A 24,507-nucleotide genomic window follows, 5' to 3' on the forward strand; every position below is an offset into this window, starting at 1 on the left:
TCCTCCGAAAGCAATTTTTGAGGTTTAAAATTCTGGCAGGTCTCCTGACTTTCGCTTTCTGCACCTTCCCGTTTACACAGTGGTTTTTTACAGAAATTATTTGCGCGATTTACAGTTGCGGGGACAGTTTGGGAGTTACACCCAATTCCCTTTTCATTCCAAATACGTTGGAAACCAAAATTTTTGCAAATATAGTTTTTTAAATGTTATGATTAAATTTTTGTTAAAGCATTGTAAAGCAATTGACTAAGTGAAAAAAATGTTTTTTTTGAGGCCACGAGTTTACAAATTTATGCTTTGAAATAGTTTTTTTGAGTTTTTTATTTTTTAAAACAACGGAAAGCCACGAAGTGGCGACATCATAAAGCATCGGGTAAACCCGATGAATATAAAATGCGTCATCAAGTAGCGAATTTATTTTAATTTAAATATAGAGAGCTCTAAAGCACGAAATTTCGTGATTTCAGGACATTTTTTTCTCATTATTGAAAAAAGTTCGGGAAATAAATCTTCATTAAAAGTAAGTTCTTTTAGAAGTTGAAGATAATCTAAGTAAGCTTCTGTTTTTTCTAATTTATATTTGTGCGCAGGTTCATTGTAAAGATTAAAAAAAACTTTACTATCCCAAATTGCATATTTTTCAGGGGCTATAAAATGTAATAATTTTGAAGTTCCAACTAATGAATTATTCAAAAGCTCTTTTATTTTTGCAAGTTCAGTATTACTTAAAAGAATATTAACATTTTTTTCTTTTTTAACCTTATTTAAAAGGTCTAACACTGTTTTAATATTGGTTTCTAAATTATTATCCTTTTCTGTTTTGAAGTTTAAAATTGTAGGCATCCAAGAATAAGTAAAACTCATTCCTATTATTAAATGATGTTCTTTTATTTCATCTAAATCAGCGAAATATTTTAAAAAATGCGGATATAAAATTAAATAATTATCATCTTCAGTTTTGAAGATTTCCGCTACTTTAATAAGCTTATTTAAAAGTTCTCTTTTATCTAAATTGCTCATTTTATTGCAATTTTTTAACCAATATTCCGGAAATATGTTTTATCAACGAGATTCATCTTCTACAAAAAACTTCCATCAAAATAGAAAGGCAGTAAATCTTTCACAGAACTTACTTTATATACTTCTTCGAAAAGATTAGCGAAATAAATGTCGATGTTTTCGTTTTGTTTGCTTTCATATTCCATCAAACTTTGGCGACAGTTTCCGCACGGCGGAATAGGAGGGTTTTTCTCTGAAAACTCTCGCGGACCACCCACCACGAATATTTTTTTGATTTTCTCGTTCGGGAAGTTGGCTGCAACCCAATAAATAGCAGTTCTTTCCGCACAAAGACCGGAAGGAAAAGCAGCATTTTCCTGGTTGTTTCCGCTGTATATTTCTCCGTTTTCTAATAGGACAGAACATCCCACTAAAAAATTAGAATAAGGTGCGTAAGCATTTTCTCTTGCAGATTTTGCTGCTTCATAGAGTGAGTTTTCTATTTCTGAGAGTTCGTTTTTTTGCGTAAAGTGCTCAAAATGTATGTGAAAGTCTTTTTTCATTAAAATTTAATAAAAGGAGTTAAATGTAAAACAAATTCTATTCTCTGCAAAATTTGTCAAAGAATAAATAGGATACTTTTTACGAAGATGTTTTTTTAGGCATAAGATTTTGTACTTTTAGGGGCTGTTTAATATTTTAGAATGCTAATAAAAAACGGTTAAATACGAATTAGATTTTTAATTTTTTAAAACAAAAAATTTCATGTTATATACTCCTATCACATTTAGAAATGTGGAACTAAAAAATCGCTGGGTAATGTCGCCGATGTGTATGTATAGCTCAACTGATGGTTTGGCGAATGATTTTCATTTTGTACATTATGGAAGTCGCGCTCAAGGCGGAACGGGCTTAATTATCGTAGAAGCAACCGGTGTAGAACCTAAAGGAAGAATTACCAATTATTGTATGGGTATTTGGAACGATGAGCAGGAAAAAGAACTAAAGAAAATTGTAGATTTTGTACATAAAAACAGCGAATGAAGATTGGAATTCAGCTTGCGCACGCGGGAAGAAAAGGTTCGACCTGGGAAAATAAACAGATTTCTTTGGAAGAAGGTTGGGAAACTCTGGCGCCAAGCGCGATTCCTTATCATCCAACGGAGAGAATTCCTCATGTTTTAACTGTTGAAGAAATTAAAGAACAGGTTCAAAACTTCAAAAACGCAGCAAAAAGATCTGTAAATGCAGGTTTTGATGTGATTGAAATTCATGCTGCGCACGGGTATTTATTGCATCAATTTTTATCACCACTTTCTAATGTAAGAACCGACGAATACGGAGGTAGTTTTGAAAATAGAATTAGATTTTTATTGGAAGTTATAGATGCGGTAAATGAAGAACTCAACGATAATGTAGCTTTGTTTGTAAGAATTTCCGGTACAGAATATGCCGAAAATGGTTGGGATATTGAGGAAAGTATTCAATTATCCAAAATTTTGAAAGACCATCATGTAGATTTAATTGACGTTTCGAGTGGTGGAAATATTCACGGAGTTTCTATCGAGGTAAAACCAATGTACCAAGTTCATCTTGCAGGAGCTGTGAAGAAAGAAGCAGACGTAAAAACAGGTGCAGTTGGTTTAATCACCACTTCCGAACAGGCAGAATATATTATGCAGCAGAAAGATGCAGACCTTATTTTTGTGGCAAGAGAGATTCTTAGAAATCCTTATATTGCAGTGCAAAGTTCTTTTGCGGCAAACAAAGATTGTTTCTTTCCGCATCAATATCTAAGAGCAAGATTATAAAAAAACGATTTCTACATGATCATGAAAATTGAAGATTACATGTTGCAATGTCCCAGCAAAAAGTTTTTGGGAATAGAATGTTTCGGATGCGGAACACAAAGAGCACTTGTAATGGTTTTTGAAGGAAGATTTGTAGAAGCTTTCCAGATGTTTCCGGCAATATACACGCTTTTGCTATTTTTTGCCACAGTAGTTCTCACTTTAGTGGATAAAAAAAGGAATTACGGAAATATTTTAGTTATTTTAGCAATTATTAATGCTTTAATTATGGTAATTTCTTATTTTTATAAACGAATATAAACTATACACAAAAAAAATTATGAATCAACAAAGTTTACCGAATGCAACGGCGGTCTTAGTTCTAGGGATTTTATCTTTATTAACCTGCATTTGTTATGGCCTTCCAGGTATTATATGTGGTATTATTGCATTAATTTTATATGCTAAAGACAAAAAATTATACATGGCAAACCCTTCTCTCTACTCAAATTATAGCAATTTGAATACAGGAAGAATTCTTGCGATTATTGGTCTTGTACTCAGTGTACTTTGGATAGCATATATGATTTTCATTATTACACTTATTGGTTTCGATGCATTGACTGATCCGGAATTAATGCAAGAAAGAATCAGAGATTTTCAAGGAAATTAGTACTTTAAAATATACAAAAAGACCGCTTTTCGAGGCGGTCTTTTTTTTAAAAATTTTTTTTTAGATGAATTCCTTTTTTTTCGGTTGTAATTTAAAATTTGTGCTCCCACTCCTGAAGCTGTGAAAAAATGGGGATTAAAGCGATACCTTTTTCTGTAAGAGAATATTCTACCCTTGGAGGAATTTCTTTAAATTCTTCTCTTATTAAAAGACCATCATTTTCCATTTCTCTAAGTTGGTCGGTTAAAACTTTTCTGGATATAACTGTAATTTTTAAGGCTAATTCTCCGAATCTGAGCTTTCTATCTCTTATTACCAAAATAATAATGGGTTTCCATTTGCTGCCGATTGCGACCATGGCTTTACCGAGCGGACAGCTGAATGCCATTAACTCGTTTTTTGTCATAATACAAATTAGTTTTAGTTTTTAGTTGTTATGCTAAAAGTACTAATTTTTGTTAAAATGTTACGTTTTTTTTAACAAAAAATAAATCAGCAGTTCGTTGGTTTTTATTTAATTATTTGTTGATCAGTAGTTTGTTGAATGTTTTTTACTGCTTTTTTACTGGAAAGATGCATGTTTTTCGAGGTGCCAAATTTTTATATTTGTATTCTTTAAAATTCAATCTTATGACAATACATGATTTGGTGGGGAATTTTTCTGTTCAAGGAAGCAATCAGGTGGAAAGTGATGAAGTTACTTATCATGGAATTTTAACCTTGTCTTTGGATGAAAATAATCGTATTGTCGCACAATGGATGATTGGTGATCATCTCCAAAACGGAACTGGTTTTTACAAAGATCAAATTTTGGTCATCAACTTCTATTATGAAGGAGAAAATGATGAGGTTTATAAAGGTGTCGCTGTTTATAAATGTTTAACTAAAGACATTTTAGAAGGTTTTTGGTCTGAAAAATATGGCGATCCCAACTTTTTGGGAACTGAATACTGTGTCAGAATTCCCGGAACAGAGTTTTTAAATTAATACTCGAAAAAAAAACGAAACTTTACACCTCAAACTTCTATTTATTTAGTATTTTGATTTCAAAAAATCAATTTTAATAAAATAATGATTTTCTAAAAAATAATTTCATTACCATGTGAAAGCTTCTTATTTTTAGAAAAAGTTTTACATGTTTCCAACCTTTTTCAAAATTCCTGCATCTATAAAGGTATAAAGCCAGACTATGGAATACGAATTACTTATAGCATGCCAACGGAACAACCGCAACGCACAGCGGAAAGTTTACGAAAAAATGGCGGGAAAACTCTTCTCGGTTTGCAAACGCTACCTGAAAAACGAGGAAGATGTTGAGGAAGCTCTTGCTGATACTTTCTACAAAATTTTCACCAAGCTCGATCAGCTCAAAGATTATTCAATTTTTGAAGCATGGGCAAAGAAAATTGCGGTAAATGAGTGTCTTCAAAAGTTAAGAACCCAAGAATCTCTTCACCTTTCTTTAGATGAAAACCTTGTAGAATCTGCTGAAACAGAAAATATTTCTTTTGAAAAAGACATTCTGAAACTTCTCAACTTCCTTCCGGAAGGTTGCCGCGCGATTTTCAATCTTTTTGCCATTGAAGGATATCCTCATAAAGAGATTGCAACGATGCTCTCGATAAGTGAAGGAACTTCTAAATCGCAACTCAATTTTGCGAGGAAAAAACTTCAGGAACTTTTGGTAAATCAAAACATTTAAAACTTTTAAAAAATGGAAAACAATCACGATATAGATAAAAAATTCAGTGAGGCTTCACAAGCGATGGAAGAACCTGCGACTTTTCCTGGTTTCGATAAAGTTTGGGATAAAGTTGAAGAAAAACTCGACCAAAAAGAAGAGAAAAAGAGAATTCTTCCTGTTTGGCTTCCTTACGGAATTGCGGCAAGTTTAATTATTGGTTTAGGAGCATTTTACTTCATCAATAAAAATTCGGAAGAAAAGTTCGTTCCAAGTATTGTACAAAAGGCAAAACCTATAGAGACACCATCACATCAAGATATAGCACAAATTGATAGTACGATACAATCGAATATTAAAAAGGAAATTAAAAATACTCATGATTTAAAAAAAGATGAAGATGTTTTGGTTTATATAAATTCCTCTTCTGTTGGCAAGAAAGCACCATCAATTGTTTTTGAAAATTTAAATTCTATTTCTTCAGATAAAACTCCTACACCTACAAAACCCGATAATATCGGTTATTTAGAACCTGATGGCGATGGAGTTTTAGATAAAGAAGATACTCCAACTCATGTAGGTGAAGTGGTAATCACAGGTGCTTTAGGAATACAAAGAAAATCGGAACTTACTGGTTCTACGCAAACAATAAGAAAGAAAGCTCTTTCCCAAAATTCAAATACTGTAAATTCTTCTCCTCAAATCGCAAAGGGAGATTATCAAAATAATGCTCCAACTACTAATTTAAAAAATGAATTTAGCCAAAATAATAATGCAATGTTAGCTTTGCAAGGAAGTGTTGCTGGTGTTCAAATTCAGCCTGGAGCAAGCCAAAACATTACCATTCGAGGTTCAAGATCATTATCTGGAAATAATCAACCTTTGTATATTATTGATGGCGTTCCTAAAAGTTATGAACAAATTCAGAAATTAAATCCTAAGAAAATTGAAAGTGTTGAGGTTTTAAGAGATGCTTCTGCAACTGCTCTTTACGGAAGCAGAGCGAGTAACGGTGTAATTATTGTTAAGACCAAAAAACTTTCCAGAAAAGAAAGAAAAGCATTAGAAAAACTTCAAAAAGCTCAAGACAGCATCAAAAAAGCAAAGCAACTTGAGAAAATGAATAACGAAGAATATGATGCTTTCGTGGAAAATCCTTTTGAGTTAACTAAAAATCAGTCAGTTTCTACCTTTTCGATTGATGTGGATAATGCAGCCTATTCTAACGTGAGAAGAATGATTAATAATGGAGAAATTGTAGATAAAAATGCGGTAAGAATTGAAGAAATGATTAATTATTTTAAATATTCTTATCCGCAACCGAAAAACGACCAACCGTTTTCAATCAACACGGAATACAGCGATTCGCCTTGGAATTCTAAACACAAACTTCTGAAAATTGGTTTGCAGGGAAAAAATATTCCGATGGAAAAATTGCCGACTTCCAACTTGGTTTTTTTGATTGATGTTTCAGGTTCGATGGAAGCACAAAACAAATTACCATTGCTAAAATCGTCTTTCAAAGTATTGCTAGACCAGCTAAGACCGCAAGATAAAGTAGGAATTGTGGTGTATGCAGGAAATGCAGGAATGGTTTTACCGATGACTTCCGCGAAAGAAAAATCGAAAATTATTGACGCTTTAGACAAACTTCAAGCAGGCGGAAGTACAGCCGGTGGGGCAGGAATTGAGTTGGCGTACAAAATGGCTCAGGAAAACTTCGTAAAAGGCGGAAACAATCGTGTGATTATCGCAACCGATGGAGATTTTAATGTTGGAACTTCTTCAACGGGAGATTTACAAACTTTAATTGAAGAGAAAAGAAAATCGGGCGTTTTTTTAACTTGCTTAGGATTCGGAATGGGCAATTTTAAAGACAACCGCATGGAAACTTTAGCAGATAAAGGCAACGGAAATTATGCTTACATCGATAATCTGCAGGAAGCAAATAAATTTCTCGGAAAAGAATTTTCTGGAACTCTATACGCCATTGCGAAAGATGTGAAAATTCAGATTGAATTTAATCCTGAATTTGTAAAATCGTATCGATTAATTGGCTACGAAAACCGAAAATTGAAAAATGAAGACTTTACCAACGATGCAATTGATGCAGGAGAATTAGGAAGCGGACATACTGTGACGGCTTTGTATGAAATTATTCCAGCCGATGTAAAATCTGAGTTTTTGCCTAACGAAACAGAGCTGAAATACAGCAATTCTACATCAAATTCAAATTTTGGAGACGAATTGGCAACGGTGAAGTTCCGTTATAAAAAGCCAGATGGCGATAAAAGTACAGAAATGGTTCAGGTCGTTAAAAATACTGATGTTTCGCTGAATTCTGCAAGTGAAGATTTTAAATTTGCTTCTTCGGTTGCATGGTTTGGTTTGGTGTTGAGAAATTCAAAACTGATTACGGATAAAGACCTCAAAAATGTTGAAAAACTCGCTAAAAAAGGTAAATTCAACGATTCAGAAGGGTACAGAGCCGAGTTTGTACGATTGGTAGAAGCGTATCAAACAATAATAAAAGGGGAATAAATTTTTGAAAATTTTAAATCTAAAGAACAGACATTCTAATGATGTCTGTTCTTTTTAAAAAAATAAACTTTCAATAATTATTGAAAATTCAAAAATTATAATTACATTTGTATTAGAAATTTAAAAAGAAAAGAAAATGCAACTTTCAGAAGCAAAAGAAAAATATATTCAAACTTGGGGAACATTTGCTACCAATTGGGGAATTAATCGAACCATGGCGCAAGTGCATGCTTTACTTTTGGCGGAAGGAAAACCGCTTTCTACTGATGAGGTGATGCAGAATTTGGAAATTTCTAGAGGAAATGCGAATATGAACCTTCGAGCCTTAATGGATTGGGGAATTGTGAGGAAAGAACTTGTAAAAGGCGACCGTAAAGAATATTTTGTGGCGGAGAAAGATGTGTGGTTTTTATTCAAACAAATTACAAAAGAAAGAAGAAAAAGAGAGATTGAACCTGTTATTTCTTTTTTGGAGGAACTGAAAAATATCGAAGATAAAGATTCAGAAGAAGCCCAGGAATTCATCAAATTAATGAATGATTTCAGCTCGGTAACAGGAAAAATTAACAATATAATGGATTTGGCAATAAAGAGTGACGACCATTGGTTAGTCGGGAAAATTACCAATTTATTAAAATAGGAAAGGACTTCAAAATCCTTTTTTATTTCAGATAAACTTTCAAAAATTATTGAAAATATAATATTTATAAAATGTTCAATATTCTTTCATACCTCATTTTTCTAGTCATTAGTTTTTACATCACAATTGATGTGGGAAGAAGATGTTTCAATGCTGGAAAAGTGTATTTGGAATATTTAATCAAAGACAAAGATTTTTGCCTTACAGTCAACAAAATTTTACTGAAAAGTTATTATTTGGTCAATTTAGGCTACATCGCAATTAATCTGAGTTTTTGGAACAAAATTTCAACGTTGGAAGAGCTTATCAACACTGTTTCAAGCCGCATTGGGATTATCGCTTTAATTCTCTGCGCGTTACATTTTATCAACATTACCATGCTTTATGTTTTAAGAAAAAAATTAACTATAAAATAAAAATATCATGACTGCAACTATCCTTACCCAAACGTACAATTTCTCAGCGTATATGATTTATTTGCCTATCGTTATCACGCTTACTGTGTTGGTTTCACAGTTTTTATTTAAAAATTCAAAAACATTTATGCTCGATATTTTTCATCAAAAGCAAGATGTAGCAATGGCAACCAATGCGTTGTTCAAGATTGGCTTTTACCTTTTAAACATTGGTTTTGCACTTTGTATCATTGAGTTTTTTCAAATTGAAACCGTGGAAAGATTAGTGGTTGCGCTTAGCAAAAAGATTGGAGGTTTTTCCATTTATTTAGGCGTGATGATGCTTTTGAATCTTTTATTATTCCTAAAAGGTCGTAAACATGCGTTAAACAAAGATAAAATAACAGAAAATGAAGAGTCTACTATTTAAAATTTGGATGTTTTTCGCTTTCAAATTTCAAAACAAAAGAACAAGAGGAGATTTTTTAAAATTATAAATGTGAATTATGAAAACTTTTTTGAAAGTAGACTATTATCTTCAGATTTTTTTTCTGATTGCAGGCATTATATCAGCCATAATTGGATGTTTTTTAGATTTTGGATTTATACTTTTTTATTTCATCGTTGGAATTCCTCAACTGATAAGCTTTTCTATACGAGCTTTTCAAATTTCAAAAAAAACATGGATGTATAATGTTTATGCTGTTTTTATTATTCCGGTATGGATTTCCTGGATATTCATAATAGGACTCAATAATAATACTTCGATAACAGATGTTTTTGGTTTTATTTTAATCGCTTCAGTTTTTTACAGCCCGGTTTTGGCTGTTTTATATGTGGTTGATACTTATAAATTGTATAAATCTCAAAATAATTTACCATGAAAACCCTCAAAAATCACACCCTCATTTACGACAACGAATGCCCAATGTGTAACATCTATTCTAAAGGTTTTACAAAATGCGGAATGCTTGATGAATCGGGAAGAGAGGCGTTCAGCGAACTGTCTGAAAATAACAAAAATCTAATCGATTTCAATCGTGCTAAAAACGAAATCGCTTTGGTGAATCACAACAAAAATACCGTAGTTTATGGCTTAGATTCTTTGTTGTTGATTATTGGAAACTCGTTTCCAGTGTTAGAAAAAATAGCGAGAATTCAGCCTTTGTATTGGTTTTTCAAGAAGCTGTATTCCTTCGTTTCCTACAACAGAAAACAAATTGTTCCTTCGGAAAAAGATTACCAAGAGCAATCTTGCGTTCCAGATTTTAATCTGAAATACAGACTTTTATATTTCGGTTTTGTCGTTTTCGCGTCGTCTTATGTTTTGAGTGCATTTACTTCAAAATTAGGCTTCGGATTGCAACAAAATTATACAAGAGAATTGGCGATTTGTTTAGGACAAATTCTTTGGCAAACGTTGTTTCTTAGTCTTTATTTAAATGAAAAATTGTGGGATTATCTTGGAAATATGATGACGGTTTCTTTGATAGGAACTTTGCTTCTCATTCCAGTTTTTATATTTGATTTTACTGTTCTTTTCAACCGAATTTACTTCGGAATTGTAGTATTTATCATGTTTTTAGAACATTTGAGGAGATGCAAAATTTTAAAACTAAATCTTTTTCCAACGATTTCATGGATGATGTTTAGAATGACGGTTTTGGTAATTTTAATTCTGTGGAGTCGATAAAAATTTCAAATCAAAAAAATGTCTAAAATAATTTTAAATACAAAAATTGAATCCGATATTCAAACCGTTTTTGATTTGGCGAGAGATATCGATTTACATCAAAAATCAACTTTAAAAACAGGCGAAAAAGCCATTGCTGGAAGAACTTCAGGATTAATTGAAGTGGGCGAAACTGTTACGTGGAAAGCGAAACATTTGGGAGTCGTACAAACGTTAACCACAAAAATTATGAGTATGGAAAAGCCAAATGAATTTACAGACATCATGTTGAAAGGTGCTTTTAAATCGATGAAACATCAACATTTGTTTAAACAAGAAGGTAAAAACACAATCATGACCGATGTTTTTGAATTTGAATCTCCTTTCGGTATCATCGGAAAATTTTTCAACATCATGTATCTTAAAAATTACATGAAAAGCTTCCTTTTAGAACGAAATCAATTGATAAAAGAGACAGCAGAACATATAATGAGTCACGAAGTGACGATTTACTAAAGGATAGGATGAAAGTCCTATCAAAAAAAACAAACAAAAAATCATCAAAATGAAAATCATCATCGCTGCCGGAACAGGTTTTCTCGGAACGAATCTCGAAAAATATTTCATAGAAAAAGGAAACCAAGTCACCATTTTAACCCGAAATCCAAAACGTAACAACGAAATTATTTGGGATGCAAAATCTTTAGGAGATTGGAAAATAAGTCTGGAAAATGCAGATGTGCTCATCAATCTTGCCGGAAAATCGGTGGATTGCCTTTATACAGAAAAAAATAAAAACGAAATATATTCTTCAAGAATTGAAAGTACAAAAGTTCTTCAAAAAGCCATAAATCAATGTGTAAATAAACCTAAAATTTGGTTGAATGCGAGTTCGGCAACTATTTATACACATTCAGAAACTCATTTAAACACAGAAGAAAACGGAATTATCGGCGACGATTTTTCTATGAATATCTGTAAAAGTTGGGAACAAGAATTTTTCAAAGAAAAAACTAAAAACGTAAGAAAAATTGCTTTAAGAACATCCATCGTTTTGGGAAAGAATGGCGGTGCTTTTCCTAAATTGAAAATGCTGACTAATCTCGGTTTAGGCGGAAAACAAGGAAGAGGAAATCAAAAAATTAGCTGGATTCATATTAATGATTTTTGCAATGCGATAGATTTTATCATTAAACAAGAGAATATTACGGGTGAAATTAACATCACGGCTCCAAATCCTTTATAAAATGTAGATTTTATGCGAAGTTTAAGAAAGAAAATGAAAATTCCTTTCGGATTAAATGCGCCTGTTTGGCAACTCGAAGTTGCTTCTATCTTTTTAAAAACCGAAACAGAATTATTATTAAAAAGTAGAAATGTCTACCCTGAAAAACTTATCAAAAATGATTTTGAATTTATGTACCCAACTGTAGAAAAGGCTTTTGAAGATTTACTTTAACAGTATACCGCTCATTACAGTTATTGCTTTAAGTTGTACGTAAATATTTTTACATTTAATTAAAACACATGTGTTTGTTCTCAAATACAATTTACATAATATCCAAACAGGGGTGTTTGTAATTAAATACAATTTACAGAAAGTCCAAACCGGGGTGTTTGTAATTAAATACAATTTACAGAAAGTCTAAACAGGGGTGTTTGCAATTAAATACAATTTACAGAAAGTCCAAACAGGGGTGTTTGTACTCAAATACAATTTACATAATATCCAAACAGGGGTGTTTGCAATTAAATACAATTTACAGAAAGTCTAAACAGGAGTGTTTGTTTTTAAATACAATTTATATTTAACCAAAATTAGCTTGTTGGAAATCAAATGCAACTTTCCATTCGTTCAAAGAAAATCTTTGATTTTCAAACTGATGTGCACTAAAATATTTTCAAAGATTTAATACTAAAACTTTGTGACTTATGTGTTATAATTGAGTCATCGTATATTATTTTTCAAGACTTTTTTGAACTTTTCAAAGGGAAGAATTAAGCTTCTAAGTATTTTCAAAAAATCTTTTGTGACTTTTGTGGTAAAACTAAGCCGTCACATTATTAATTTCAAATAACCCCAACTCTTATTTGAACTTTTCAAAGTACATTTTTAAGCTTCAAAGTATTTCCAAAAAATCTTTTGTGACTTTTATGGTAAAACTAATGGTTAAGTATTAATTTAGCAAAAACTAAATGTCAATGTTCATCAAAACAAAAACGAAAACCTTTTTTCTTTCCGCATTACTTACTTCCGCTACTTTTTTTTCACAGGCTCATAACGTTTCCGACGGCTATCAAAAACCAACTGACCCGCTTGTTATTCAAAACCTTGAAGAGTGGCAAGATTTGAAATTTGGACTGTTCATGCATTGGGGAACGTACAGTCAGTGGGGAATTGTTGAAAGCTGGAGCCTTTGTCCGGAAGACGAATCGTGGACACAAAGAAAGGCAGAACATGGCAAAACGTATGATGAATACGTGAAAAATTACGAAAATCTTCAAACAACATTCAATCCTACACAATTTAATCCGCAAAAATGGGCAAATGCAGCCAAAAAAGCAGGAATGAAATATGTGGTTTTTACAACAAAACATCACGACGGTTTTGCAATGTTTGATACACAACAGTCTGATTATAAAATAACATCTTCTAAAACGCCTTTTTCCAAAAATCCAAAAGCAGATGTGGTGAAAGAGGTTTTTAACACGTTTAGAAAAGATGGTTTTAAAATTGGGGCTTATTTTTCGAAACCAGATTGGCATTCAGACGATTATTGGTGGCCGTATTTTCCGCCGAAAGACAGAAACGTAAATTACGACCCTAAAAAATACCCGGAAAGATGGAATAATTTCAAAAATTTCACCTTTAATCAGTTGAATGAAATTACTTCAAACTATGGTAAAATCGATATTCTTTGGTTAGATGGAGGTTGGGTTCGTCCGTTTCATACGATTGACCCAAACGTTGAATGGCAAAAAACGATTAAAGTTGAACAGGATATTGATATGGACAAAATCGGGACGATGGCAAGAAAAAATCAACCCGGAATTATCATTGTAGACCGTACAGTTCCTGGAAAATGGGAAAATTATGTAACTCCCGAACAAGCCGTTCCGGAACACGCGCTTTCCATTCCTTGGGAAAGTTGCATTACGATGGGAGATTCGTTTTCGTATGTTCCGAATGATAATTATAAATCTTCTCAAAAAATCATTGAAACTTTGGTGAAAATCATTTCCAGAGGCGGAAATTATCTCATGAATATCGCTCCTGGTCCAAATGGTGATTATGATGCAATTGTGTACGAAAGATTAAGTGAAATTTCCGCTTGGATGGCTCAAAATCAATCTGCGGTTTTTGCGACAAGAGCAGTTGCACCTTATCATGATGGTGATTTTTACTACACTCAATCTAAAGACCAAAAAACGTTGAATGTCTTTCATTTAGAAGAAAATAAGAACTACGAATCACCATCAACATTAAGTTTTATTATTCCAGAAAATTTCAAACCTAAGTCTTTAAAAGTTTTAGGATTATCTCAAAAAATTAAATGGAAAAAAACAGGAAATTCAATTGAACTCACTTTACCTACAGAAAGAACCCAATTAAAATATTCAACCGTTATCCAGATTTCACAATAGTTGAATTTAAAAATATTCTAAAAACGACCTAGGAAATCGGAGCGTTAAGAAAATAAAATCTGTGAACGTCAAGAAAATTCTACTGTCTGAGCGAGGCAAAAATTACGTGCGAAAAAAGTAATATTCAATTCGCGCGAGTTTAGAATTTTAAGTTTACAGATTTTATTTTTAGCAGAGAGTTCCAAGTCTTGATTTTTTTGTTTCTTTTTTCATCAAGGAAAAAAGAAAATACAATTAAAAATAAAACTATCGCAATGCATTTTAAACTTCGATTTAAAATTACAGTAATTTCATTATTGAGCGTAACATGTATTACCGCTCAAAAACCATTATATAAAGACTCAAAACAACCTATAGAAGCCAGAGTTCAGGATTTATTAAAACGAATGACGCCAGAAGAAAAATTCTGGCAATGCTTTATGATTCCTAGTGATTTGGATAATGTTCCGAAAGGTCAATATTCACACGGAATTTTTGGTTTGCAGGTAAGTGCAGGAAATCAGGGAGGCGGTGCTGCAGGACAAATGTTGAACTACAATGCCAATGAAGATGCTGAAAGGTTGGCAAAAAAAATTAACGCGATACAAAAATATTTTGTGGAAGAATCTCGTTTGGGAATTCCAATTATCCCTTTTGATGAGGCTTTACACGGATTAATGCGAGAAGGTTCAACTGCTTTTCCACAAGCAATTGCTTTGTCGGCAACATTTAATCCTGAGTTGATGAAAGAAGTTTCAACAGCGATAGCTAAAGAATCGAAACTGAGAGGAATTCGACAGATTTTAACTCCGGTTGTCAATTTAGCAAGCGATGTTCGATGGGGGAGAACCGAGGAAACGTATGGCGAAGACCCGTTTTTAACTTCGTTGATGGGCGTTAATTTTGTAAGTTCTTTTGAAAATCAAGGAATTATTACCACTCCGAAACATTTTTTAGCCAATGTTGGAGAGGGCGGAAGAGATTCTTACCCTATTCATTGGAGCAGAAGATATTTGGAAGAAACGCATTTAATTCCGTTTCAAAAAGCTTTTAACCAAGGGAAAAGTCGTTCGGTAATGACGTCTTATAATTTGTTGGATGGAAGACCTTCTACAGCAAATTATTGGTTATTAACAGATAAATTAAAAAATGAATGGAATTTTAAAGGATTTGTAATCAGTGATGCGAGTGCAGTTGGAGGCGCGAATGTGTTGCATTTTACAGCAAAAGATTATGATGACGCTTCTGCACAAGCGATAAACGCAGGGCTCGATGTGATTTTCCAGACAGAATACAAACATTATCAATTGTTTATTCCTCCGTTTTTGGATGGAAGAATTTCAAAGGAAAGAATCGATGATGCGGTCGCAAGAGTTTTACGTGCAAAATTTGAACTGGGTTTGTTTGAAAACCCTTACGTTTCTACGAAAGATATTGAAACTTTAAAAAAGCTAAATCATAAACCAATAGCAGAAAAAGCAGCGATAGAATCGTTTGTTTTGCTTCAAAATAAGCATCAAATACTTCCGATTTCTGAGAATGTGAAGAAGATTTTGGTGGTTGGAACTGATGCGGTTGATGCGAGATTGGGCGGTTATTCGGGGCCGGGAAATAAAAAAGTAAGTATTTTGGAGGGAATTAGAAATTTCGTTCAAAATAAAAACATTGATATAACGTATTCAAAAGGAATTGATTGGAATTTAAAGGAATTTACCACCGTTCCAACTGAGTTTTTGTCTTTCGAAAATCAAAAAGGATTGAAAGGAAAATATTTCTCCAATTCCGACTTGAAAGGAAATCCAGCCTTTGAAAAGCAAGACGAACAAATCAATTTCAAATGGACTTTATATTCGCCAAATCCGGAAAAACTACAGCCCGACAATTACAGCGTTCGCTGGACAGGAAAACTTTCTGCGCCAAATTCAGGAAAATATCAATTGGGTTTACGAGGAAATGATGGTTTCAGACTTTTTGTGAATGGAAAATTAGTAATCGACAATTGGGAAAAACTGAGTTATTCTACAAAAACGATTGCTGTGGATTTTGAAAAAGGCAAAATCTATGATATTACGATTGAATTTCACGAGAATAGAGGAGAAGCCAACATCGAATTGATTTGGAATTACGGACTTAACGATTATCAAAAAGACTTTGATGAAGCTTTGAAAATGGCTCAAAATGCAGATTACATAATTGTTACGGCGGGAATTCATGAAGGTGAATTTCAAGACCGTTCGTCATTAAGTCTTCCCGGAAATCAGGAAAATTTTATACAAGAAGTTTCAAAATTAAAGAAACCGACAACGGTTGTTTTGGTGGGTGGTTCTGCGATAAAAACAACAGATTGGAAAGATGAAGTTGGTGCTATTTTAGACGTTTGGTATCCTGGAGAAGAAGGTGGAAATGCTGTTGCAAAGGTGCTTTTCGGGGCTGAAAATCCTTCAGGGAAATTGCCGATTACGTTCCCGATTGAAGAAGGGCAGTTGCCTTTATCGTACAACCATCATCCAACAGGAAGAGGAAACGATTATCATGATTTGAGCGGTGAACCATTATATCCTTTTGGTTTTGGAATGAGTTACACAACTTTTGAAATTTCAGATTTAAAACTTAATCAGACAAAATTTAAAGAAAACGAAACTATTGTAGTTAAAGCAACAGTGAAAAACACGGGTTCCAAAGCGGGAAGCGAAGTGGTTCAGTTGTATGTAAAAGATGTTTTGGCTTCAGTTTCAAGACCGATTATCGAGTTGAAAGGCATTCAAAAAGTGTTTTTAAAACCTGGCGAATCGAAAGAAATTTTAATTGAAGTTCCAGTAAAAGAATTGCAGTTTTTAGACGAGAAAATGAACTGGATTGTAGAAAAAGGAACATACAGAATTTTCGTAGGAAATTCTTCTAAAAACCTTCCGCTAAAGGAAAATATTGAGGTGGAGTAATATTGATTTTTAAAGATTTTCAGTGTGTTATGAGAATAGTTGTTTGATGGTAATTTCAGTTTTGGTATAATATCTGTAATATTTGCTGTGAACAAGAGTGGAATTTAAACCAAAAGTTTCATTCACAAAAGTAAAAATTATGAAAAAGTTAGTTATATCAACCATTCTTTTATTTGGATTTTCTTCAGCAGTTTTAGCACAGCGACTTCCACCTCCGCCACCGGCGCCGCCACATCCTTCCAAAACAGAGTTGTACAATAAAAAATCTCAGGAATTGGATGAAAAATACAAAACCGAGAAAAAATTAATCTTGAATCACCCTCTTGCTACCAAAAAAATGAAGCAAGACCAACTTCGTGCATTGAATGAAAGATACGCTGCAGAGAAAAAATTGCTTAGAGCAACAAGATAATGGGAAAAGATTATTAAAAATCGAAAATTTCTATAAATATATTGTTTTACGAATTTTGTAAACGAAGATAATTTTTATTGAAAGAGAACGCGTTTTGTGTTCTCTTTTTTATTTAAAATTAAACAAAAATCCGATTGCTATGTATTGTAATGTGAATTCTCTAAAACGCTGAACATCCAATATTTTTCCTTAAATTCGCATAAAATTTTAAACTAATGAATTACGATATTATTGTTATCGGGAGTGGTCCTGGTGGATATGTTACTGCAATTAGAGCAGCACAATTGGGTTTCAAAACTGCAATTATCGAAAAAGAAAACTTAGGAGGAATTTGCCTTAACTGGGGTTGTATTCCTACAAAAGCTCTATTAAAATCTGCTCAGGTTTTCAATTATATTAACCACGCTGAAGATTATGGATTAAATAAAGTAGAAGCTAGTTTTGAGTTTCCAAACGTAATTCAAAGAAGCCGTGGAGTAGCTGCTAAAATGAGCAAAGGGATTGAGTTCTTAATGAAAAAGAACAAAATTGACGTTATTTTAGGAACGGCTAAAGTACAGAAAGGAAAAAAAGTTTCTGTTACAGATAAAGAAGGAAAAGTAACTGAATATACTGGTACTCATATTATTTTGGCGACAGGAGCTCGCTCTAGAGAGTTGCCAAACTTGCCACAAGATGGTAAAAAAGTAATCGGGTACAGACAAGCATTGTCTCTTCCTGAGCAACCAAAATCTATGATTGTTGTAGGTTCTGGAGCAATCGGAGTAGAGTTTGCTGATTTCTATAACACAATGGGAACAAAGGTTACTATCGTAGAATTCTTACCAAACATTGTACCTGTAGAAGACGAAGAAATCTCTAAACACTTAGAGAAATCTTTGAAAAAATCAGGAATTGATATCATGACAAACGCTTCTGTAGAAAGCGTTGATACTACTGGAAACGGTGTAAAAGCAAACGTAAAAACTGCAAACGGAAACATCACTCTAGAAGCTGATATTTTACTTTCTGCGGTTGGTATTGCTGCAAACATCGAAAACATCGGTCTTGAAGAAGTTGGTATCCAAACAGATAAAGGAAGAGTTTTAGTAAACGAATGGTACGAAACTTCAGTTCCTGGTTATTATGCAATTGGAGATATTATTCCAACTCAAGCTTTGGCACACGTTGCTTCTGCTGAAGGTATTACTTGTGTAGAAAAAATCAAAGGAATGCATGTTGAGAAAATCGACTATGGTAATATTCCAGGATGTACTTACTGTCACCCAGAAATAGCTTCTGTTGGTCTTACAGAAAAGCAAGCAAAAGAAAAAGGGTACGAATTGAAAGTTGGTAAATTCCCTCTTTCTGCAAGTGGAAAAGCTACAGCAAACGGAAATACAGATGGTTTCATCAAAGTAATTTTCGATGCTAAATATGGTGAATGGTTAGGTTGCCACATGATTGGTGATGGTGTTACAGACATGGTTGCTGAAGCAGTTGTTGCTAGAAAACTAGAAACTACGGGTCACGAGATTATCAAATCTATTCACCCACACCCAACAGTTTCAGAAGCGATTATGGAAGCTGCTGCTGCTGCTTATGGTGAAGTTATTCACATTTAATTTTAGATTAATAAATTTAAATATTCAAAACCACAGATCTTTGTCTGTGGTTTTTATTTTTCTGTAAAATTTTTAGATTTTATTTTAGTTATTTTCTTATTTTTAATCACTAATAAGTTACAAATAATAAAAATTATGTTTAAAAAATTAGCTGCAGAAGCTTTAGGATTGGGAGATATTGGTAAAATTATACCGCCACAAGATTATGATAAAGTAGATTCTGATGATTATATCCTATCGGAAGATAATGAAAAGATTTTCTTTTTAGTTAAATCTAAAAGAGACGAATATTGCTTTACCAATAGAGCCTTAATTCATATCGACGGAGCGAGCGCTTTAGATAAAAAGAGAGTGTTGAAAAGGTATGAGTATTATCAATTTCCTTTCTCAAATATTGCTCTGCAGACTGCAGGAACCATCGATTTAGATGTTGAAATTTCCTTTAATATCGGAAACGTTCCATTAATGATTAGCGTTGCGAAAGGGCAAATCGATCAATTGAAAGATTTATATAAAGCACTTCTGGCAATTCAGCAAGTAGTTCATCATAATCATTCTTTGTTGAATTTTTCGAACGACAGTTTACAGAAAGCCGTTTCGAGCGTCGCATCTGGAAAGCAAGAAAATGTTTCGAAAAGCCAGGAGTTAAAATCTATTAATGAGTATATTTTCGAATGGAATACCCACAATTATGAAAAATACAATCAAAAAGATTTCTCATCTATTTTTGAAAAGTATATCAATAACTAAAAATAGTATTTTTATATAAGAAGACCACAGATATTTGTCTGTGGTTTTTATTTTTCAAAATAACCCAAAAGTGTAATGTGGCAATGCACTTTACTTTGTAACTTTAAGACAGGCAAAAACTAATAGTATGAAATATTTTGATTTTCATTGTCACCCTGTTTTAAAGCAGCTTTTTAATGACGTACCCAATTTGGATTCCTTCATTTCACGTACTGACGTTGCGACTATTCCAAAGTTGTGCAGCGATTTACCCAATATTATCGAAACGCAAACTCATCAAGCACAATTGGCAGAATTTAACGATGAAGTTATTGTAGGCGCAGTTTTGTATAGTGTTGAAAAAAATATTGCGGCTTCGGTAATTCCGCTAAGGAATTTCTTGAAACCATCGGCTCAGTTTAAACTTTCTGAAACTCTTTTAAAAGATATTGTAAGCAATAAATGCAGATATTTTTCAGATTTTTTGATGAATCGCACGCTTAATAATTTTTTGAAATCTTCTTCTTTTAATGTTTTAACAAAAGACAGCTTCAGCAAGCCTTTACCGAAGAATAAAGTCAATATTTTCTTCACAGTTGAAGGTTGTCATTCCTTAGTAAATTCTATTAATTTTGTTGATGATAAGCAGAAATATTCTCCAGAAGAAATCTTGGGAAATCTTGATAAAATCTTAGCTAATGCTCCTGTACTTTCGGTAAATCTTACGCATATTCAGCAATCAAGTTTATGTAATCACGCTTTTGGAATGCAGATTGCCGACGCCAATCTTTTTGTTCCACAAGGAAACGGAATGCAAAATGACGGCAGAAAAGTTGCACAAGGATTGTTTGATAGGAAAATTTGTATCGATGTAAAACACATGAGTTATAAATCTCGAAAAGATTTAATGACTGAAATTGATGGCAAAAAGTTTAAAAATATTCAACCTTTAGTATGTACTCATGCCGGTTTTACTGGACTTTCTTTTAAAGATTGGGCAGGACATATTCAGCTTAAAAAACCTGCATCCGGCGCAATTTATACAGAAATAACAAAGCCTTTTAATACCAAAAGTAATCCTAGAAGACCTGGTTTTCCAACTTTTAATGCTTCAACCATTAATCTTTTTGATGAAGAAATTGTTTGGATTGTAAAAAACGGCGGAATGATTGGAGTTTCTCTAGACAGAAGAATTTTAGGCTACGTAGACCCGAACGATACAGACCCAACAGGAATTTCTGATGGCGAAAGAATTGTAGATAAAGAGTTTTTCTCTAAAACTGAATGGGAAGCTTTAGCAATTAAAAACTCTGCGATAGGACAGAAAATTGATGACGAAAATTGTCTTTCGATGCAAGAATTATTAGAATCTCAAACGAATATTCCCTTAAGAAATGAGTATTTTTATGACCATTTGCTAAATCATATCAAACACTATTTTCAGGTGTGTAGAGACAACGGAATTTCCGTGAAAACCGCTCAAAAACAGATTTGTATCGGAACAGATTATGACGGACTTATCAATCCTTTTTTGAATATGCCCACAGTTCAGCGCATGGAAGATGTGAAGTCTTACATAAAACTCAACTTGAAATTTTTCTTAAAAGACCTTAAAGACTCAAAAAAATGGGCAGATGAATTGGATATTGATGTTTTCGCCGAAGATTTCTTTTACAATAATGGTTTAAAATTTATTAAATCTAGGTTTTAAAATATGATCCAAAAATCACTTCACAAAAACCTCTGTAAACTCAAAACTTTTCCCGTTAAATAAACCTTTATCACTAAGTTTCAGTTCAGGGATTACCAACAGTGCCATGAACGATAAACTCATGTATGGCGCTCTTAGTTTGCTTCCCAATTCTTTGGCGCGTCGGTCTAGTGAAATGTAAGATTCTGCAACTTGTTCTGCAGAAAGATTGGTCATAATTCCGGCAATTGGAAGTTCAAGAACCATTTCTTCACTTTCTGTGGCAAGAGAAATTCCGCCTTTTGCTTTAATGATGGCGTTTACAGCTTTGCACATATCTTCGTCGTTTGTTCCTACAACAACAATGTTGTGGCAATCATGGGCAACATACGAAGCAATTGCTCCATTTTTTAAACCGAAATTTTTAATGAAAGCAGTCGCAATAGGAGCATCAAAATAACGATTGACGACGGCAATTTTTAAAATATCTTCATCGGTATTCGATTCTGCGAAACCGTTTGCAGAAAGCGTTTCAGCATGTATTTCATGAGTAATTAATTGTCCGTCTAAAGCTTCAATTACTCTAATTTTATCACTTTCAGCTTTAATTTTAAAATCGGCAGGTTGCTTTATCGAACAATCAAAATTATTGATAATTTCAGATTCTATGGTTGGGATAAAAGATTGTCCGTTTTCTGAAACAATTTCCCCGTTAATGTAGGTTTTTAAGATGTTAAAGTCTTCGATGGTATCAATTTCGATAAAATCGGCAGAATCATCAATTTGCAAAAGTCCGATAGGTAAATTGTAATGCTTCACCACATTATAAGAAGCTGCACGAAGTACATCATAAAGATTATGGCCAAGTTTCAAAGCTCTTTTTACATGGTCATTAATGTGTGCTTCAAGTAAATTATCGGGATGTTTATCATCACAACAAAACATAATTTGCTCCGGAAAGTCTTTCAACAAAGGAATTAAAGTTTCGAAATTCTTTGCAGCACTTCCTTCTCTAATCATCACTTTTACACCATGTTTTAATTTTTCTAAAGCTTCGGTGTAGCCAAAACACTCGTGGTCGGTAGAAATTCCTGCATTAAAATAGGTTTTCATATCGTCTCCCATCAAACCAGGAGCGTGTCCATCAATGGGTTTGCCGTGTTTTTTAGCAAAATCTAATTTTTTTAAAACTTCTTCATCTTTGTAAATTACACCGGGAAAATTCATCATTTCGGCGAGATAAACGATTTCTTTTCGACTCAAAAGCTGGTTAATGTCATCCGAATTAATCACTGCTCCTGCTGTTTCAAACTGCGTTGCAGGAACGCAAGATGGCGCGCCAAAGTAGAAATGAAAAGGAACTTTTTGCGCGTTTTCAATCATAAAATCTACTCCCTGAATTCCCATCACATTCGCAATTTCGTGAGGGTCAGAAATGGTTCCGACAGTTCCGTGTTTTACAGCAATTTTTGCAAATTCCGAAGGAATTAGCATACTGCTTTCGATGTGAACGTGCGAATCGATAAATCCAGGTAAAATATAGTTTTCGAGTTTTTCGTCAATTTGAGCAATGCTAAAAATCTTTCCATCGATTATTTTTACTTCTGCAGGAAATGTTTTTTTCGCAACGATGTCGATGAGATTGGCTTTTATGGTAAATTCCATTATGTTAAATAATTCTTTGAATGAAATTACTAAATATTCTTTAATTGCGCTTCATTAGCTTGAATCTATTTTACATAAAGTCTCATTCTCGCTTCATATTCAGGTTTTACTTTTATGAATTTCCAGATTTTTTTATCGTCGGGATTGCTTATTCGGTAATAAATGATTTTGTCGGCAGAATATTTAAAGTAAGGATGGTTTTTCAACCACTCTTCAGGCGCTTCTACCAAAGAATATTTCTGAACTTTCGATGTGTCGAGTGGGGCAATATCCAATAGTTTTTGCATTAAATCTTTATCAATATTATAAGTGTCTAAAATCTGCTCTTTCGTCATAAAACCACCCAGTTTTTTTCTAAAACCAATCATAGAACCCGCTGCTTTTTCATCAAAACCAAACTCGAGAAGTTGTTTGTAAGTTATTGAATTTAAATCTGTTTTGCTGAAATCAGTTTTGTTGTTTTCTATTTTTTTCGGTTCCAGTAATTTGGGCTGCGAAAGTCTGATAAAAGGCTTCATCTCATTGAATTTTTCTTCATTAATGACGAAACAGTTTTTAATATCTTCAAGGCTTTTAAAGCTTCCTTTCAGGTTTTTGTCGCGGTAATTAACGATTACATTCGCCTGTTTTTCAGAAAATCCGAGTTTTTCCCAATCTTCTTTAGTTAAAATATTAGGGTCGAAAGGTTTGTAATTTATTTTTTCTCTAATCGTATCTCGTTTAAAGCGATTCTTAGCAAATTTTGCAGGTGTTTTTTGTGGAAGAATGAGGTAAGGCTCAAGTTTTGCGTAATTTTCTTCGCTAATGATGAAGCATTCTTTAAACTTTTCCTTGCTCACGAAACTTCCGCCAAGATAACTTTTATATTTTAGAATTGCAGCCGATTGTTTTTCAGAAAAACCTAAATTTTCCCAGTTTTTTTGAGAATACAAATCTGGGTTGAATTTCCCCGAAATTTTAAGCTTCTTTTTGAAATAATCGCCTTTGCTAAATAAATTTTGATGGCTGGAAGATGCTTCTGGAAGCAAAATATAAGGCTCAATTTCACTATATTTTTCAGGAGAAATTGAATAACATTTTTTCAGTTGTTCTTTTGAGGTGAAAGTTCCGCCAACAATTTGTTTGTACTTTAAAATAGTGGCTGTTTGTCGTTCAGAAAAGCCTAGTTTTTGCCATTGTGTGGAAGATAATTCGTTTGGGTCGAATTCTGTAAGATGTAGAATTGACGTATTTTCGCTAACAAACGTTACTTCAGGAAATTTTTCGTTGATTTTGTTTGTATATTTTTGAAAACCAAGAAGCGTAAGAAGAATTACGCCAAGAAACGCCATCTTTTGATAGTAAGCTTTTTTCATCATTTTATGTTTTGTAATATTCTCTTTACTAAAAAGTTGAATATTCTGTGCTACATAAAGTTATGAAATATTTTAACTCAAAATGAATTGAAATGAAA

24 protein-coding genes, 1 pseudogene and 1 riboswitch are annotated in these 24,507 nt (G+C 33.2%); of the genes and pseudogenes, 20 read left to right on the forward strand and 5 right to left on the reverse strand.

Annotation, left to right across the window (positions count from 1 at the left end):
- Positions 1–17 precede the first annotated feature (17 nt).
- Positions 18–194: riboswitch (cobalamin riboswitch) on the reverse strand.
- Between the two features lie 220 nt (positions 195–414).
- Together AC2A1D_RS03980 and cdd are read right to left on the reverse strand one after the other, a co-directional pair.
- Positions 415–1,020: a hypothetical protein gene (locus tag AC2A1D_RS03980; protein WP_484042366.1), complete on the reverse strand. Its 606-nt coding sequence runs from the start codon at positions 1,018–1,020 to the stop codon at positions 415–417.
- Positions 1,021–1,079: 59 nt separating this feature from the next.
- The gene (cdd, locus tag AC2A1D_RS03985; RefSeq protein WP_484042367.1) at positions 1,080–1,562 is read right to left on the reverse strand and encodes a cytidine deaminase; all 483 of its coding nucleotides are present in this window, start codon (positions 1,560–1,562) and stop codon (positions 1,080–1,082) included.
- A 202-nt stretch (positions 1,563–1,764) separates the two neighbouring features.
- Here cdd and namA point away from each other — a divergent pair.
- From namA to AC2A1D_RS04000, 3 genes and pseudogenes are all read left to right on the forward strand, one after another.
- Positions 1,765–2,810 (forward strand): annotated as a pseudogene (gene namA, locus AC2A1D_RS03990) (NADPH dehydrogenase NamA).
- A 15-nt stretch (positions 2,811–2,825) separates the two neighbouring features.
- Positions 2,826–3,110: a DUF2752 domain-containing protein gene (locus AC2A1D_RS03995; RefSeq protein WP_484042368.1), complete on the forward strand. Its 285-nt coding sequence runs from the start codon at positions 2,826–2,828 to the stop codon at positions 3,108–3,110.
- Between the two features lie 19 nt (positions 3,111–3,129).
- A complete protein-coding gene (locus AC2A1D_RS04000; RefSeq protein ID WP_484042369.1) occupies positions 3,130–3,462 on the forward strand; it encodes a CCC motif membrane protein in 333 nt (110 codons plus the stop codon).
- Between the two features lie 91 nt (positions 3,463–3,553).
- Here the strand turns inward: AC2A1D_RS04000 and AC2A1D_RS04005 are convergent, their stop codons facing one another.
- The gene (locus AC2A1D_RS04005) at positions 3,554–3,868 is read right to left on the reverse strand and encodes a winged helix-turn-helix transcriptional regulator (protein ID WP_484042370.1); all 315 of its coding nucleotides are present in this window, start codon (positions 3,866–3,868) and stop codon (positions 3,554–3,556) included.
- Between the two features lie 224 nt (positions 3,869–4,092).
- On the opposite strand from AC2A1D_RS04005, the gene AC2A1D_RS04010 reads away from it, so the two are divergent.
- From AC2A1D_RS04010 to AC2A1D_RS04090, 17 genes are all read left to right on the forward strand, one after another.
- A complete protein-coding gene (locus tag AC2A1D_RS04010; RefSeq protein WP_484042371.1) occupies positions 4,093–4,449 on the forward strand; it encodes a hypothetical protein in 357 nt (118 codons plus the stop codon).
- 202 nt (positions 4,450–4,651) lie between these two features.
- Positions 4,652–5,164: an RNA polymerase sigma factor gene (locus AC2A1D_RS04015; protein ID WP_484042372.1), complete on the forward strand. Its 513-nt coding sequence runs from the start codon at positions 4,652–4,654 to the stop codon at positions 5,162–5,164.
- A gap of 12 nt (positions 5,165–5,176) precedes the next feature.
- Positions 5,177–7,684: a vWA domain-containing protein gene (locus AC2A1D_RS04020; protein WP_484042373.1), complete on the forward strand. Its 2,508-nt coding sequence runs from the start codon at positions 5,177–5,179 to the stop codon at positions 7,682–7,684.
- Positions 7,685–7,820: 136 nt separating this feature from the next.
- Complete coding sequence (locus AC2A1D_RS04025; RefSeq protein WP_484042374.1) at positions 7,821–8,324, forward strand: GbsR/MarR family transcriptional regulator; 504 nt, start codon at positions 7,821–7,823, stop codon at positions 8,322–8,324.
- A 71-nt stretch (positions 8,325–8,395) separates the two neighbouring features.
- The gene (locus AC2A1D_RS04030) at positions 8,396–8,740 is read left to right on the forward strand and encodes a hypothetical protein (protein WP_484042375.1); all 345 of its coding nucleotides are present in this window, start codon (positions 8,396–8,398) and stop codon (positions 8,738–8,740) included.
- Between the two features lie 7 nt (positions 8,741–8,747).
- Positions 8,748–9,149 carry a hypothetical protein gene (locus tag AC2A1D_RS04035; RefSeq protein ID WP_484042376.1) on the forward strand — a complete coding sequence of 134 codons (402 nt, stop codon included), beginning with the start codon at positions 8,748–8,750 and terminating at the stop codon, positions 9,147–9,149.
- A 76-nt stretch (positions 9,150–9,225) separates the two neighbouring features.
- A complete protein-coding gene (locus AC2A1D_RS04040) occupies positions 9,226–9,603 on the forward strand; it encodes a hypothetical protein (RefSeq protein WP_484042377.1) in 378 nt (125 codons plus the stop codon).
- A complete protein-coding gene (locus AC2A1D_RS04045; RefSeq protein ID WP_484042378.1) occupies positions 9,600–10,412 on the forward strand; it encodes a DCC1-like thiol-disulfide oxidoreductase family protein in 813 nt (270 codons plus the stop codon). Before AC2A1D_RS04040 ends, AC2A1D_RS04045 begins: the two co-directional genes overlap by 4 nt.
- A gap of 18 nt (positions 10,413–10,430) precedes the next feature.
- A complete protein-coding gene (locus AC2A1D_RS04050) occupies positions 10,431–10,907 on the forward strand; it encodes an SRPBCC family protein (protein WP_484042379.1) in 477 nt (158 codons plus the stop codon).
- 49 nt (positions 10,908–10,956) lie between these two features.
- Positions 10,957–11,637, forward strand: a complete 681-nt coding sequence (locus AC2A1D_RS04055; protein ID WP_484042380.1) for a TIGR01777 family oxidoreductase — start codon at positions 10,957–10,959, stop codon at positions 11,635–11,637.
- Between the two features lie 12 nt (positions 11,638–11,649).
- Positions 11,650–11,850 (forward strand): DUF1731 domain-containing protein, encoded by a 201-nt coding sequence (locus AC2A1D_RS04060; protein WP_484042381.1) that lies wholly within the window; start codon positions 11,650–11,652, stop codon positions 11,848–11,850.
- Positions 11,851–12,593: 743 nt separating this feature from the next.
- Positions 12,594–14,036 carry an alpha-L-fucosidase gene (locus AC2A1D_RS04065; protein WP_484042382.1) on the forward strand — a complete coding sequence of 481 codons (1,443 nt, stop codon included), beginning with the start codon at positions 12,594–12,596 and terminating at the stop codon, positions 14,034–14,036.
- Positions 14,037–14,290: 254 nt separating this feature from the next.
- Complete coding sequence (locus AC2A1D_RS04070; RefSeq protein WP_484042383.1) at positions 14,291–16,954, forward strand: glycoside hydrolase family 3 N-terminal domain-containing protein; 2,664 nt, start codon at positions 14,291–14,293, stop codon at positions 16,952–16,954.
- Positions 16,955–17,093: 139 nt separating this feature from the next.
- On the forward strand, positions 17,094–17,366 hold the full coding sequence (locus AC2A1D_RS04075; protein WP_484042384.1) for a hypothetical protein: 273 nt from the start codon (positions 17,094–17,096) through the stop codon (positions 17,364–17,366).
- Between the two features lie 215 nt (positions 17,367–17,581).
- A complete protein-coding gene (gene lpdA / locus AC2A1D_RS04080; protein ID WP_484042385.1) occupies positions 17,582–18,970 on the forward strand; it encodes a dihydrolipoyl dehydrogenase in 1,389 nt (462 codons plus the stop codon).
- Between the two features lie 135 nt (positions 18,971–19,105).
- The gene (locus tag AC2A1D_RS04085; protein WP_484042386.1) at positions 19,106–19,720 is read left to right on the forward strand and encodes a PH domain-containing protein; all 615 of its coding nucleotides are present in this window, start codon (positions 19,106–19,108) and stop codon (positions 19,718–19,720) included.
- A 127-nt stretch (positions 19,721–19,847) separates the two neighbouring features.
- A complete protein-coding gene (locus tag AC2A1D_RS04090; protein ID WP_484042387.1) occupies positions 19,848–21,410 on the forward strand; it encodes an amidohydrolase family protein in 1,563 nt (520 codons plus the stop codon).
- A gap of 15 nt (positions 21,411–21,425) precedes the next feature.
- Here AC2A1D_RS04090 and ade read toward each other — a convergent pair whose 3' ends face one another.
- Both ade and AC2A1D_RS04100 read right to left on the reverse strand, forming a co-directional pair.
- Complete coding sequence (gene ade / locus AC2A1D_RS04095) at positions 21,426–23,054, reverse strand: adenine deaminase (protein WP_484042388.1); 1,629 nt, start codon at positions 23,052–23,054, stop codon at positions 21,426–21,428.
- 65 nt (positions 23,055–23,119) lie between these two features.
- The gene (locus AC2A1D_RS04100) at positions 23,120–24,412 is read right to left on the reverse strand and encodes a helix-hairpin-helix domain-containing protein (RefSeq protein ID WP_484042389.1); all 1,293 of its coding nucleotides are present in this window, start codon (positions 24,410–24,412) and stop codon (positions 23,120–23,122) included.
- Positions 24,413–24,507: the final 95 nt, after the last annotated feature.

It is taken from the genome of Chryseobacterium sp. HNCC26DJ239, from assembly GCF_057180445.1.